The 12379-nt window shown below is 68.3% G+C and carries 15 protein-coding genes and 1 pseudogene; 11 read left to right on the top strand and 5 right to left on the bottom strand.

Features of this window, described 5'->3' with window-relative positions; translation table 11 throughout:
* The first annotated feature begins 90 nt into the window (after window positions 1-90).
* Window positions 91-1221, top strand: coding sequence for a nitronate monooxygenase (locus tag AB8998_RS14895; RefSeq protein ID WP_369738604.1), 1131 nt, complete (start codon window positions 91-93; stop codon window positions 1219-1221).
* Between the two features lie 88 nt (window positions 1222-1309).
* Here the strand turns inward: AB8998_RS14895 and AB8998_RS14890 are convergent, their stop codons facing one another.
* From AB8998_RS14890 to AB8998_RS14880, 3 genes and pseudogenes are all read right to left on the bottom strand, one after another.
* Window positions 1310-1534, bottom strand: a complete 225-nt coding sequence (locus tag AB8998_RS14890) for an Rv1893 family protein (protein ID WP_369738603.1) — start codon at window positions 1532-1534, stop codon at window positions 1310-1312.
* Between the two features lie 37 nt (window positions 1535-1571).
* Window positions 1572-1793 (bottom strand): annotated as a pseudogene (locus AB8998_RS14885) (hypothetical protein).
* Between the two features lie 38 nt (window positions 1794-1831).
* Window positions 1832-2236 carry a hypothetical protein gene (locus tag AB8998_RS14880; protein ID WP_369738602.1) on the bottom strand — a complete coding sequence of 135 codons (405 nt, stop codon included), beginning with the start codon at window positions 2234-2236 and terminating at the stop codon, window positions 1832-1834.
* Between the two features lie 292 nt (window positions 2237-2528).
* Here AB8998_RS14880 and AB8998_RS14875 point away from each other — a divergent pair, with 292 nt between their 5' ends.
* The 4 genes from AB8998_RS14875 to AB8998_RS14855 all read left to right on the top strand — a co-directional run bounded on the left by AB8998_RS14875 (window position 2529) and on the right by AB8998_RS14855 (window position 5892).
* Entirely contained in the window at window positions 2529-3815 is a 1287-nt protein-coding gene (locus AB8998_RS14875) for a cytochrome P450 (RefSeq protein WP_369738601.1), read from the top strand.
* A gap of 9 nt (window positions 3816-3824) precedes the next feature.
* Window positions 3825-4838: an alcohol dehydrogenase gene (locus AB8998_RS14870; RefSeq protein ID WP_369738600.1), complete on the top strand. Its 1014-nt coding sequence runs from the start codon at window positions 3825-3827 to the stop codon at window positions 4836-4838.
* A gap of 14 nt (window positions 4839-4852) precedes the next feature.
* Entirely contained in the window at window positions 4853-5401 is a 549-nt protein-coding gene (locus AB8998_RS14865) for a YceI family protein (protein WP_369738599.1), read from the top strand.
* A gap of 245 nt (window positions 5402-5646) precedes the next feature.
* Complete coding sequence (locus AB8998_RS14855) at window positions 5647-5892, top strand: hypothetical protein (protein ID WP_369738598.1); 246 nt, start codon at window positions 5647-5649, stop codon at window positions 5890-5892.
* A gap of 7 nt (window positions 5893-5899) precedes the next feature.
* On the opposite strand, the gene AB8998_RS14850 is transcribed toward AB8998_RS14855, so the two are convergent.
* Window positions 5900-7030 carry a DUF7159 family protein gene (locus tag AB8998_RS14850; RefSeq protein ID WP_369738597.1) on the bottom strand — a complete coding sequence of 377 codons (1131 nt, stop codon included), beginning with the start codon at window positions 7028-7030 and terminating at the stop codon, window positions 5900-5902.
* A gap of 575 nt (window positions 7031-7605) precedes the next feature.
* Between AB8998_RS14850 and ag85B the strand changes: the two genes are divergently transcribed.
* Entirely contained in the window at window positions 7606-8598 is a 993-nt protein-coding gene (ag85B, locus tag AB8998_RS14845; protein WP_369738596.1) for a diacylglycerol acyltransferase/mycolyltransferase Ag85B, read from the top strand.
* Between the two features lie 80 nt (window positions 8599-8678).
* Here ag85B and AB8998_RS14840 read toward each other — a convergent pair whose 3' ends face one another.
* Window positions 8679-9212, bottom strand: coding sequence for a hypothetical protein (locus AB8998_RS14840; RefSeq protein WP_369738595.1), 534 nt, complete (start codon window positions 9210-9212; stop codon window positions 8679-8681).
* A 159-nt stretch (window positions 9213-9371) separates the two neighbouring features.
* Here AB8998_RS14840 and AB8998_RS14835 point away from each other — a divergent pair, with 159 nt between their 5' ends.
* From AB8998_RS14835 to AB8998_RS14815, 5 genes are all read left to right on the top strand, one after another.
* The gene (locus AB8998_RS14835; protein WP_369738594.1) at window positions 9372-9947 is read left to right on the top strand and encodes a chorismate mutase; all 576 of its coding nucleotides are present in this window, start codon (window positions 9372-9374) and stop codon (window positions 9945-9947) included.
* A gap of 93 nt (window positions 9948-10040) precedes the next feature.
* Complete coding sequence (rpfC, locus tag AB8998_RS14830; protein WP_369738593.1) at window positions 10041-10493, top strand: resuscitation-promoting factor RpfC; 453 nt, start codon at window positions 10041-10043, stop codon at window positions 10491-10493.
* A gap of 42 nt (window positions 10494-10535) precedes the next feature.
* Complete coding sequence (locus AB8998_RS14825; RefSeq protein ID WP_369741580.1) at window positions 10536-11009, top strand: SRPBCC family protein; 474 nt, start codon at window positions 10536-10538, stop codon at window positions 11007-11009.
* Window position 11010: 1 nt separating this feature from the next.
* Entirely contained in the window at window positions 11011-11847 is an 837-nt protein-coding gene (locus AB8998_RS14820; RefSeq protein WP_369738592.1) for an SDR family oxidoreductase, read from the top strand.
* 13 nt (window positions 11848-11860) lie between these two features.
* The gene (locus AB8998_RS14815; protein WP_369738591.1) at window positions 11861-12277 is read left to right on the top strand and encodes a lipoprotein LpqH; all 417 of its coding nucleotides are present in this window, start codon (window positions 11861-11863) and stop codon (window positions 12275-12277) included.
* Window positions 12278-12379 lie beyond the last annotated feature (102 nt).

Here is a 12379-nt window from a genome sequence, read left to right as displayed (position 1 = left end):
TGCCACGCGCCGGACCTGGCTGGCCCCGTCGGCGGCGACCGTACTAAAGTAGAACACGTTTCAATTTCGCCCGGCGTCCGAGGAGTTTGTATGCACACCGCCATCTGCGACGAACTCGGTATCGAGTTTCCGATCTTCGCGTTCACCCACTGCCGCGACGTGGTGGTCGCCGTCGGCAAGGCCGGCGGTTTCGGCGTGCTGGGCGCCGTCGGCTTCACACCCGAGCAGCTCGAGATCGAGCTCAACTGGATTGACGAGAACATCGGCGACCACCCCTACGGCGTCGACATCGTGATCCCGAACAAGTACGAGGGCATGGACTCGCATCTGTCCGCCGAGGAACTGGCCGAGACGCTGCGCAAGATGGTGCCCCAGGAGCACCTGGACTTCGGCAAGAAGATCCTCGCCGACCACGGCGTGCCGATCGAGGACAGCGACGGCGACAGCCTGCAGCTGCTCGGGTGGACCGAGGCGACCGCCACGCCGCAGGTCGAGGTGGCGCTCAAGCACCCGAAGGTGAAGATGATCGCCAACGCGCTCGGCACTCCCCCGGCCGACATGATCAAGCACATCCACGACGCGGGACTCAAGGTGGCGGCGTTGTGCGGCTCGCCCTCGCAGGCCCGCAAGCACGCCGACGCGGGCGTCGACATCATCATCGCCCAGGGCGGCGAGGCCGGCGGGCACTGCGGTGAGGTGGGTTCGATCGTGCTGTGGCCGCAGGTGGTCAAGGAGGTCGCACCCGTGCCGGTGCTGGCGGCCGGCGGCATCGGCAGCGGCCAGCAGATCGCGGCGGCTTTGGCGCTCGGCGCGCAGGGCGCGTGGACCGGCTCGCAGTGGCTGATGGTCGAGGAGTCCTCGAACACGCCCGTCCAGCAGGCGGCATACGTCAAGGCGGGCAGCCGCGACACCGTGCGCAGCAGGTCGTTCACCGGCAAACCGGCCCGCATGCTGCGCAACGACTGGACCGAGGCGTGGGAGGCGCCGGACAACCCGAAGCCGCTCGGCATGCCGCTGCAGTACATGGTCTCCGGCATGGCGGTGCGGGCCACGAACAGGTACCCGAACGAGAGCGTGGACGTCGCGTTCAACCCGGTCGGCCAGGTCGTCGGTCAGTTCACCAAGGTGGAGAAGACCGCGACCGTCATCGAGCGGTGGGTGCAGGAGTACCTCGAGGCGACCAACCGGCTCGACGAGCTCAACGAGGCGGCCGCCGTCTGAGGCGCGCCGAACGTGGTGGGTATGCGCGAATCTTGGTGCATACCAACCACGTTGGTCGACGGGGGCGTGGCAAGGGTTCGATGACGGGCTAGTCGTCCTCGTCGTCGTCGTCGCTGCCGGTGAACATTTCCCTGGTCCTGTCGACCGCGTACGTGCCGATGTCGATGGAGTTCTGGACGATGCCGCTGGCGCCGCCGGAGATGTCGCCCCGGATGATGTCGCTGGCGTGTTCGACGATGTCGGACGCCTTCTCGACCGCGTTGGTCGCGATGTCCCTGGCCGCGTCGACGGCGTCTTTGGGGTTGAAGCCCATCGGAGTCTCCTCATGGTTGCCGGACTTTGTTAAGACTCTAGACGCGGCGGGCAGGTCTGAAGTAGTTCACCAAAGTGCGCCAGTACTTTTCGGGGATCTCGGCGCCGGATCGCAGGATCCGCGCCAGCCCGGGTGCGGCGGTGACCGCGGGCCACGGGGAGCCCGGGGCGGGCGCGGGTGCGAAGAAGGAGCCGGTTCAGACGTACCCGGCCGAGCCCGCCCGATCGGAGGCCAGGACGACGCGCACCCAGCGCGGGATCGGCGGTTCGGCGGGCCCGCGGTCCGTGGGTCAGCCGGTCACGGTTCGGGCGGGAAGAACCCTGCCCCGGTGAACCATCCTTCCTGCCATCCCTGCGCACCCAGACACAGCATGGGAAGCCCCGCCTGCGACTGTGCCGCCGACTGCGGGCCCGGGCACTTGGCCCCGGCCTGCTGAACTCCGTACAGCGGGTAGGACATCACCCAGTAGCCGGTGGTCGCGGCCGGGAACTGGTTGGGCGGAGGGAAATGGCACGCCTCGGCCTGCCCGCTGGGGCCGCGCCCGAAGATGAAGCGCTCGTAGTTGTCGCAGGGCGCGCCGAGGGAGGCGTCGTAGTTCATCCCCGGCACGTCGCCGTCGTAATGCTGGTCGGCGGCCGCGCACGGCGCCAGACCGACCGCGCCGCCGGCGACCACAACGACGGTGAGTAGTTCGCGAATCATGCTCCACCCTCAGCTTCTGTAAGCCTTCGTGCCACCCGCTCCCGGCGATCCGCCGGTGACCTGCACAAAGCATATCCATTGGGCCGCGGGTCTCAAGGCGTTTCGGGTTCGGCGCCGCCGCCGGACGACCGCCGCGGGTGTGGACCAAGACGCCGCCCACCCACGATTCCGGGCCGGTGAACATGTTGCAGTTCTTCTCGGAGATATCGCGATGATGCTTCACAACGGGGGGTGGCAATGGTTTATTTGCACTGAAGGACGACTAGACGACTTCGTTTCGAGGAGTGGGCCCATGCCAACCGCCGAGCCAGCCGCCACCCCGGTCCCCAACCTGCCACCCGGCTTCGACTTCACCGATCCCGACATCCACGCGAAACGGCTGCCGGTGGAAGAGCTCGCCGAGTTGCGGCGGACCGCGCCGATCTGGTGGAACGAGCAGCCCATCGGTGCGGGCGGTTTCGACGACGGCGGCTTCTGGGTGGTCTCCAAACACAAGGACGTCAAGGAGATCTCGCTGCGCAGCGACGTCTTCTCCAGCCTGCAGAAGACGGCCCTGCCGCGCTACAAGGACGGCACGGTCGACGAGCAGGTCGAACGCGGCAAGTTCGTCCTGCTCAACATGGACGCGCCGCAGCACACCCGGCTGCGCAAGATCATCTCGCGGGCCTTCACCCCGCGGGCCATCGAGCGCCTGCGTGGCGACCTCGCCGAGCGCGCCCGGCGCATCGTCGAGGAAGCGGCAGCCCAGGGTCGCGGTGACTTCGTCGAACAGGTCTCGTGCGAGCTGCCGTTGCAGGCCATCGCCGGGCTGATGGGCGTGCCACAGGAAGAACGCAAAAAGCTCTTCCACTGGTCCAACGAGATGGTCGGCGACCAGGACCCCGAGTTCGCCAACAACGACGCCATCACCGCGTCCGTCGAGCTCATCATGTACGGCATGCAGATGGCCGCCGACCGGGCGAAGAACCCCGGCGAGGACCTCGTCACCAAGCTGGTCCAGGCCGACATCGACGGCCACAAGCTCTCCGACGACGAGTTCGGCTTCTTCGTCATCCTGCTCGCGGTCGCCGGAAACGAGACCACCCGCAACTCCATCACCCAGGGCATGATGGCCTTCACCGATTTTCCCGACCAGTGGGAGCTGTACAAGCGCGAGCGTCCGGCCACCGCAGCCGACGAGATCGTTCGGTGGGCCACCCCGGTCACATCGTTCCAGCGCACTGCCCTCGAGGACTACGAGCTGTCCGGCGTTCAGATCAAGAAAGGCCAGCGGGTGGTGATGGTCTACCGCTCGGCCAATTTCGACGAGGACGTCTTCGAGGACCCGTTCACCTTCAACATCCTGCGCGATCCCAACCCGCACGTGGGTTTCGGTGGCACCGGCGCCCATTACTGCATCGGGGCGAACCTGGCGCGCATGACCATCGACCTGATGTTCAACGCGATCGCCGACGGCATCCCGAACCTGGAGTCGATCGGCCAGCCTGAGCGGCTGCGGTCGGGCTGGCTCAACGGCATCAAGCACTGGCAGGTCGACTACCACACCGACGGGGCGGCGACACCGTCTGTGGCGCATTAGGCTAAGTGGGTGCCCACTCACCAAGCCGTCCAAATCCATTCTGCCGGTGGCTCCCTGGAGCTCGCCGCCGTCGAAACCCGAGCACCCGCCCGCGATGAGGTGCGCATAGCGGTCACCGCGTGCGGCATCTGCGGCACCGACCGAGCCTTCGTCCACGGCGGCTTCCCGAACATATCCTGGCCCCTGACTCCCGGTCATGAGATCGCCGGGAACATCGCCGAACTCGGCGCGGGTGTCGAGGATTTCGCGGTTGGCGAGCGGGTGGCGGTCGGTTGGTTCGGCGGCTGCTGCTACCGGTGCGACCAGTGTCGGAAAGGCCAGTTCATTCACTGCGAAAACGGCAAGGTCCCCAGCTGGCACTACCCCGGCGGTTACGCGGAGTCGGTGACGGTGCCGGCCAGCGCGCTGGCCCGGATTCCGGACGGGCTCACCGACGTGGAGGCCGCCCCGATGGGTTGCGCCGGTGTGACGACCTACAACGCGCTGCGCCACACCAAGGCGTTGCCGGGTGACCGGGTTGCGGTCCTGGGCGTCGGCGGTCTCGGCCACCTGGCGATTCAGTTCGCCCGGGCGATGGGCTTCGAGACTATCGCGATCAACCGCGGCACCGCCAAAGCCGAGGATGCGCGGAAGTTGGGGGCCCACCACTACGTCGGCTCGACCAGCGGCGACGTCGCCGAGGCGATGCGGGCGCTGGGCGGGGCGGCGGTCGTCCTGGCCACCGCCGGCAACTCGCAGGCCATGGCCGACACCGTCGGCGGGCTGTCGCCCCAGGGCGAACTGGTCACGCTCGGCGTGACCCCCGACCCCCTGCCGATCAGTCCCGTCCAGCTGATCAGCCCGGGGCTGCGCATCGTCGGGCATCCCTCGGGCACCGCCAAGGACGTCGAGGACACAATGCATTTCGCCGTGATGGCGGGCGTGCGCGCGTGGGTCGAGGAGCTGCCGCTGGCGCAGGCCGCGCAGGGCTACGCGGCGCTCGAGGAAGGCCGCGCCCACTACCGCACCGTCCTCACCATGTGACCAGGGGGCCGTCTGTGACCGACACCTGGGCGCTGGACGCCTCCGACGGTGAGTTGCTCATCCGCACCCGGGTCACCGGCCGGGCCGCGCGCATGGGCCACCGCCTCACGATCGCGATGACGCGATGGCACGCCACGGTGAGCTGGGCCGGGACCGAACCGGCGGGCCTGGAGTTGGTGGTCGAGACGGATTCCCTCGAGGTGCTGCGCGGCGAGGGCGGCGTCAAGGGGTTGTCCGCGCCGGAAAAGGCCCTGGCGCGGTCGAATGCGTTGAAGTCGTTGGATGCCGGCCGCTTCCCCGACATCCGCTTCGTCGCCGAGACGATTAACAAGACCGAGGGCGGGTATCGGATCATCGGGAAGCTGCACATTCGGGGGAAATCGCGCGAACACGCCGTCGACTTGCGAACAGAGGATCTCGGTGACACCTGGCGGATGTCGGCGGACACCGGCGTTCGCCAGTCCGACTACGGCGTCAAGCCCTATTCGCTGCTGATGGGCTCGGTGCAGGTCGCCGACGAGGTGACGCTGGCGTTCACCGCGGTGCACGCCAAAGGCGACTGACAGCTACCGCTCGTGTCCCCGGTTCACCGGAAGGGGCTCGATGCCAGGACTGGCCGAAGGCGTTGCGGTAGGCGGGTTTTGATGCCAGGCGGCCCACCGCATGGATCGCGGAGGGGCTGCTGGCGTTCCTGCCGCCAGAGGCCCAGGATCGCCTGCTGGACAACATCACCGAGCTCAGCGCCTCGGACAGCAGGCTGGCCGCCGAGATCTTCGCCAGCCCGCAGGGCGAGGCCGACGGTCCCGCCGTGGACCCGCTGCAAGCGGCGAGCGAGTGGTGGCGGGCACACGGGTTCGACATCGAGCTGGCCGATCTGCGGTATGACGTCGAACGCAACGACGTCGCGGCCTACCTCGGCGACCACGGCTGGGAGACCGGCTCGACGACGCTGAACCAGTTGCTGACCGTCAACGGACTGCCCGAGATCGCGGACACGCCGGCCAACGCGGCATTCCTGGACAACTACTACTGCACGGCGACCCGGCGCGGGTAGTCCCGGATCACGGTTGCTCGGCAGCGCCCGGCGCCGAGTCGCCCGCGTCGCCGGGGATGTGCTCGAGCACTCTGGCGAGGTAGGGCTGGCGGGTGTCGGGCGCCGATGGCTGTTCCTCGGGGGTGCGCGGCTGCACCGCTTCCGCGGCGGGTGTTTCGTCAGCGGGCGCCGACGCCGTGGCCTCCGGCGCCGGCGCGGGCGACACTGTGGCCTGCCGGGGCGGTGCGACGGCCGGTGCGACGGCCTGGGCCACCTGCGGTGCCCGGGAGTGCACCGCGTGCTTCGCCGAGGTGGCGTCGCCCTTCGGGGAGATCTCGATGCCCACGGCCAGCGACAGCGAGGCGACGAAGGTGACCGCGCCGGCGGACAGCGCGGTCACCGCGCCGGCATAGGACAGGCGCCGGGGCCGCGCGGGTGCAGCGCCCGGTTCGGGCGTGTGCACCACCAGTTGCTCATCGGTGAACTCGGTGCTGCGCGCCGCGGTCAGCGCCGCGCCCCGGGCCACTGTCACCTGGACCATGTTCTGGGCGAACACCGGGACCGGCAAAGCCTTTTCCAGCTCCCACGAGAAATCCTGGATGTCGCTGTCGGCGCCGACGACGACCACTCCCCCGGGACGCCAGCCGTTGCGCTCGAACATCCCGGTCAGCCACGACGTGAGGCCGTCGAAGCCGCCGCTCAAGTGCTTGACGGCAGTCTGCGTCGCGCCGTTGTGGGTGTGGACCATGACGACGGTGGCGAAGTCGTGCTCGAGGATGCAGACCACGGTCTGTTCGAAACCGATGACGGGCGCGATGGCCCGAGCCAGCGTCTCGACCGCCTCGAGCAATCGGACCGGGACGATGTTGTCGAAACCCGCGTCGGTCAGCGCCTCCATCAGCAGCGCGGCCTGCGCGGCAGCCTCGTCGGTCCACGTCACGCCGACGACTCGCACCCGCTGATCGTTCGCGGCCGCCATGGCCTCCACCCGCAGTACCTCACCGGTGACCTGCTCGGCCGTGCCCACTGCGGGCACCCCGCCGCCGGCATGCAGCGGCATCTCGCGGTGGTCCAGAATGGTGCCGTCGGCATCGTGCCCCTCGGCGAGGACCCACCCGACGGCGGTCGACGTCACCGACAGTCCCAGTACCGTGTCCAAATTCGCACCTCAATCATTTGACCGCCGACGCCCTCGGTCTCACCGTCGCGCACCATGAAACCGCTGGTGCGGTAGATCGTGAGAGCCGGAACGGACCGGGAAGCGTGGTCTCCATCGGCGTGCTCCGTGAGAGCCTACGCTTGCCGTCCACCGCTGAGTGCTCCGGTCCGCAATCCCGCGCCCAATTCACAGACGCCAGCCAGCGGGCCGCCGAATCATGCCACACCCGACGCCGCGGAGCAGCACCCGCACGGCGTTGTTCGCCCCGAAACCGGCCGCGGCGTCTCATCGCCGGCTTTCCCCGCAGCGGGAATCTGGACATGTCAATGGATGTCTTAGTCGCTGCGGGAACGGTCCGGCGAATCGCATCTGCCACCGCGCCCACCTGCGCTGTTGCCGCGCCGATCGCCGTACGGGGAACCGGAATGATCCCAGCGCGCTCCGCCCTGGCGCGCGTAATCCGCAGCGAATAGCGCAACACAATTGAGACGAGGCCGCGTCCTGATCGACATTCGGCCGCTAACCACGGTAAATTCCAGCGAAGACACGCGACGACATACGACTAAGGGGCAGGTATGACAGACGTGAGCGACAAGATCCGGGCTTGGGGGCGTCGGCTAATGGTCGGTGCGGCGGCGGCCACGGCTTTGCCCGGCCTGATCGGTCTTGCCGGGGGCGCGGCGACGGCGGGGGCGTTCTCGCGCCCCGGTCTACCCGTCGAGTATCTCCAGGTGCCGTCGCCGTCGATGGGCCGCGACATCAAGGTGCAGTTTCAGAGCGGCGGAAACGGCTCCCCGGCTGTCTACCTGCTCGACGGGCTGCGGGCCCAGGACGACTACAACGGTTGGGACATCAACACCCCGGCGTTCGAGTGGTACTACAAGTCCGGTCTTTCCGTGATCATGCCCGTGGGTGGGCAGTCCAGCTTCTACACCAACTGGTACCAGCCGGCCTGCGGTCACGACGGTTGCAAGACCTACAAGTGGGAGACCTTCCTGACCAGCGAGCTTCCGCAGTGGCTGTCGTCGAATCGCAGCGTCAAGCCCACCGGTAGCGCCGCGGTCGGCATCTCGATGTCCGGCTCGTCCGCGATGATCCTGGCGGTGTATCACCCGCAGCAGTTCATCTACGCCGGCTCGCTGTCGGCGCTGCTGGACCCCTCCAGCGGGATGGGCCCGAGCCTGATCGGCCTGGCCATGGGTGACGCGGGCGGTTACAAGGCCGACGACATGTGGGGACCGTCGAGCGACCCGGCCTGGCAGCGCAACGACCCCACCGTCCAGATCCCGACGCTGGTCGCCAACAACACCCGCCTGTGGGTCTACTGCGGTAACGGCACCCCGTCGGAGCTGGGCGGGGCCAACATGCCTGCCGAGTTCCTGGAGAACTTCGTGCGCAGCAGCAACCTGAAGTTCCAGGACGCCTACAACGCGGCCGGCGGCCACAACGCGGTGTTCAACTTCGACCAGAACGGCACCCACAGCTGGGAGTACTGGGGCGCCCAGCTCAACGCCATGAAGCCCGACCTGCAGAGCACCCTGGGCGCCACCCCCGGGGGCGGCGAATAAACCCGCCCTGCTGACGTTCCGCTGCTGCGCCCGACGATTCCGTCGGGCGCAGCAGCGCGTCGAAGGCCCATGGCCGGTTGTCAGCGCTTCTTCGCGAACCGGTCGGTGACATCGGTCCACGCCGTCGCGTCGCCGGTGTGATCGTTCATGTTCCGGCACTGACCGTAGACGCGGACGATGCCCAGCCCCGGATCCTCGTCCTGGCGGTAGATGACCGCCGTGACGGCGTCCTTGGAGAGCGTCGTGCCCAGGGCGTGATCGTTGGCCGGTTGGCCCTCGGCCCAGCCGCGGGCGGCGAGCGCGCGCAGGATCGCCGGGAAATAGCTGAAACTCCGGGCACCGGCCGGCAGCGCGAAGGTCAGGTAGATGGCGCCCTGATACGGGGGGTCGTACCGGTTCTTGCAGGACATCAGGGAGTAGCCGGCCGACGAGGTGTCCAGCTGGGCGACGCTGACGATCTCTCTGGCCGCGTTGAGCACCTGGGACTCGGCCTGCTCGTCGCCGATCGGGTCGGCCGGATGGTCGAGGAGGTCGGCGGGCGTGGAATGCAGCCTGTCCACCGCCACGAAGACCCCGCCCAGCGTCAGCGAGGTGGCGAGCACGGCAGCCGTCAATGCGCGAACCTGCGTCGGGCGCAGCCATCGCGGTGGTGTCCCCTGACTTGTGGGGCGACGGTCGTAGGCGGTCTGGCTCATCGGGGTGTCTGAGTTTGTCTGGGGCCAGGCTAGCCAACTTCGACCGGTGCGGTCCGGTGTCGGTCCACAATCGTGGTCATGACCGTTGTCGGCGGGCAACCCCGCGGTCGCCGGCTGTGCGCCGTGCTCGTCACGCTGGTCGGCACGTCGTTTGTGCCGCACGCGGGGGCCGGCGCCGACGGCCCGCTCGTCGAGCTGGTCGGTGCCGCCGCGCGCCGGCTGGGTCTCGACGAGCCGGTGGCGGCCTTCGAGTGGAAGACCGGCGGAGCCGTCGAGGACCCCGCCCGTGTCCGGCAGGAACTCGACGCGCTGGGCGCGCAGGCGAGCGTCCGGAACATCGACGCCGGTTACGTCGCCCGCATCTTCGGCGATCAGGTCAACGCGACCGAGGCGATCGAATACAGCCGCTTCGCGCAGTGGAAGCTGGACCCCGACAGCGCACCGGCCGATGCGACGGACCTCTCGGCGTCGCGGTCGGCGATCGATGCGCTCATCGAGACGATGCCGAGTCAGGTCGTGGCCAACTGGGACGTGCTGCACTCGCCGGCCTGTGCCGGGCGGCTCGACGCCGCCAGGACTGACGTCGCGCGGCCGCTGGACGGCCTCTACCGGCAAGCCCTCTCGGCGGCCACGCGATCATATTGCCAGCGATAGTTTAGTTTTTTCTCACGGAATTCTAAAAATCCGATTTGACTTGTCGGTAGGGCGATTTCCGCAGATAGACGGCATATCTCGCGTCATTTTCAAATGGGTAACGCTTTGGACACGCCCGCCGAAATGCTGGGCATGAAAAAACCCGGCAAACTTCGCGTCAACGCCCTGACGGTCGGCGGGTTCGTCGCAACGTGGCTCACCTCATCCCTCGGCGTGGCCCACGCCGCACCCCTGGAGCCCAACTGGGACGCGATCGCGCAGTGCGAGTCCGGCGGCAATTGGCACGCCAACACCGGAAACGGCGAATACGGTGGACTGCAGTTCAAGCCGAGCACCTGGGCCCGCTACGGCGGTGTCGGTAACCCGGCGGCCGCGTCGCGGGCGGAACAAATCGCCGTGGCCGAACGGGTTTTCGCCGAAGAGGGTGTCGAGCCCTGGCCGAAGTGCGGCGCCGAATCGGGCCTGCCGATCGCGTGGTACTCGCACCCGGCGCAGGGCATCAAGCAGATCATCAACGGCCTGATCCAGCTCGCCGCGCCGCACTAGTGGGCGGCGCGCGCCCCTCGAGGTCTAGGAGCGGGCGCGGAGCTGTGTTTTGATCAGGCGATGGAAGGTTCTGCGACGGTTCACATGAGTGCGCCCGCGAACAAGGTCTGGGATGTGATCGCGGACGTGCGCAACATCGGGCGGTTCTCCCCGGAGGTCTTCGAGGCCGAATGGCTGGGCGGTGCCACCGGCCCCGCGCTCGGCGCCAAATTCCGTGGTCACGTCCGGCGCAACGAAATCGGTCCGGTGTATTGGACGACGTGCAAAGTCACCGCCTGCGAACCCGGCCGCGAGTTCGGGTTCGCGGTGCTCGTCGGTGACAGGGCGGTGAACAACTGGCACTACCGGCTGGCGCCCAGCGAAGGCGGCACCGACGTCACCGAGTCGTTTCGGCTGAACTCCTCCCCGTTGCTGGCCGTCTACTGGCTGTTCGGCGGCTTCTTGCGCAAGCGGCGCAACATCCGCGACATGACCAAGACCCTCAACCGCATCAAAGATGTGGTCGAGGCAGGCTGACTTGAGATCGGTTCTCATCACCGGCGCGGCCAGCGGCATGGGCCGCGAGGGGGTCAGGCTGTTCCACGCCAACGGCTGGCGGGTCGGTGCCGTGGACCGCAACGCCGAGGGCCTGGCGACCCTGGAGCGCGAACTGCGCGGTGATCGGCTGTGGACTCGCGCCGCCGACGTGACGGACAAAGCGGCGCTGGAGGGGGCCCTGGGCGACTTCTGTGCCGGTAATACCGGCGGCGGCCTGGACATGATGTGGAACAACGCCGGCATCGGCGAGACCGGCTGGTTCGAGGATGTGCCCTACGAGGCGGCGATGCGCGTCGTCGAGGTGAACTTCAAGGCGGTGCTGACCGGCGCCTATGCCGCGTTGCCCTACCTGAAGAAGACCCCGGGCAGCCTGATGTTCTCGACGTCGTCGTCCTCGGCCACTTACGGCATGCCGCGCCTGGCCGTGTACTCCTCGACCAAGCACGCGGTCAAGGGGCTGACCGAGGCGCTGAGCGTCGAATGGCAGCGGCACGGGGTGTGGGTCGCCGACGTGCTGCCCGGACTGATCGACACGGCCATCCTGACCACGACCACCGATCACTCCGCCGACGCCGGCGCCGGCGCGACGTCGGCCGAGGACGTGCGGGCCCGCGCGCCCAAGAAGGGCATGTTCCGGCTGATGCCGGCGAGCAGCGTCGCGCAGGTGGCCTGGCGGGCCTACCAGCACCCGACCCGATTGCACTGGTACGCGCCCAGGAGCATCCGGATGATCGACCTGCTCAAGGGCCTGAGCCCGGAATTCGTGCGGGGCCGTATCCTCAAATCCCTACCCGCGCTGATGCCCGAGCGGCAGTAACGGAGGTCAAGCCGTGCCGAACCGGTTGCTCGCGGTCGCTGGTGTGGTGGTGGCGGCTGGTGTCGCGGGGTGCGCCCAGCCCCAGACCATGCCGCGCAAGGCCGCCCATCTGACCATCGACGGCGCCACCCATGCGACCCGCCCCGCGGCGTGCAGCCAGGAGCAGGCGTACCGCACCATCGACATCCGCGACCGCGGCGGTCGCGTCGAGGCGGTGGTGCTGCTCAGCGGGGCCCGGGCGATCCCGCAGTGGGTGAAGATCCGTGACGTCGACGGCTTCACCGGCAGCTACTGGGAAGGCGGCGTGGGCGAGGCGCACGCCGACATCGCCAACGACGCCTACACCATCAGCGGCAACGCCTACGGCATCAGCAGCAGCAACCCCAACAAGGTGGTGACCACCGACTTCAAGATCGCCGCCGAGTGCTGAGGCCCCCGGCGGAAGCGGCCTAGGCTGGTCCGATGGTGCGTCCTGAAAGTTGGATTGGACTAGCGGGTGGAAGTCCCGTCCCGGTAGGTACCGGAGCGCCGG

Origin of the sequence: Mycobacterium sp. HUMS_12744610 (assembly GCF_041206865.1) — a bacterium.
In the GTDB taxonomy this organism is placed as follows: Bacteria; Actinomycetota; Actinomycetes; order Mycobacteriales; family Mycobacteriaceae; genus Mycobacterium; species Mycobacterium servetii.
The sequence above is the reverse complement of the archived record's forward strand: the minus strand, read 5'-3'. Positions and strand labels throughout refer to the sequence as shown.

Coding starts and splice junctions, on each gene's coding strand:
- AB8998_RS14895 (WP_369738604.1), top strand. CDS start 91: ATGCACACCGCCATCTGCGACGAACTCGGTATCGAGTTTCCGATCTTC.
- AB8998_RS14890 (WP_369738603.1), bottom strand. CDS start 1,534: ATGGGCTTCAACCCCAAAGACGCCGTCGACGCGGCCAGGGACATCGCG.
- AB8998_RS14880 (WP_369738602.1), bottom strand. CDS start 2,236: ATGATTCGCGAACTACTCACCGTCGTTGTGGTCGCCGGCGGCGCGGTC.
- AB8998_RS14875 (WP_369738601.1), top strand. CDS start 2,529: ATGCCAACCGCCGAGCCAGCCGCCACCCCGGTCCCCAACCTGCCACCC.
- ag85B (WP_369738596.1), top strand. CDS start 7,606: ATGACAGACGTGAGCGACAAGATCCGGGCTTGGGGGCGTCGGCTAATG.
- AB8998_RS14835 (WP_369738594.1), top strand. CDS start 9,372: ATGACCGTTGTCGGCGGGCAACCCCGCGGTCGCCGGCTGTGCGCCGTG.
- rpfC (WP_369738593.1), top strand. CDS start 10,041: ATGGGTAACGCTTTGGACACGCCCGCCGAAATGCTGGGCATGAAAAAA.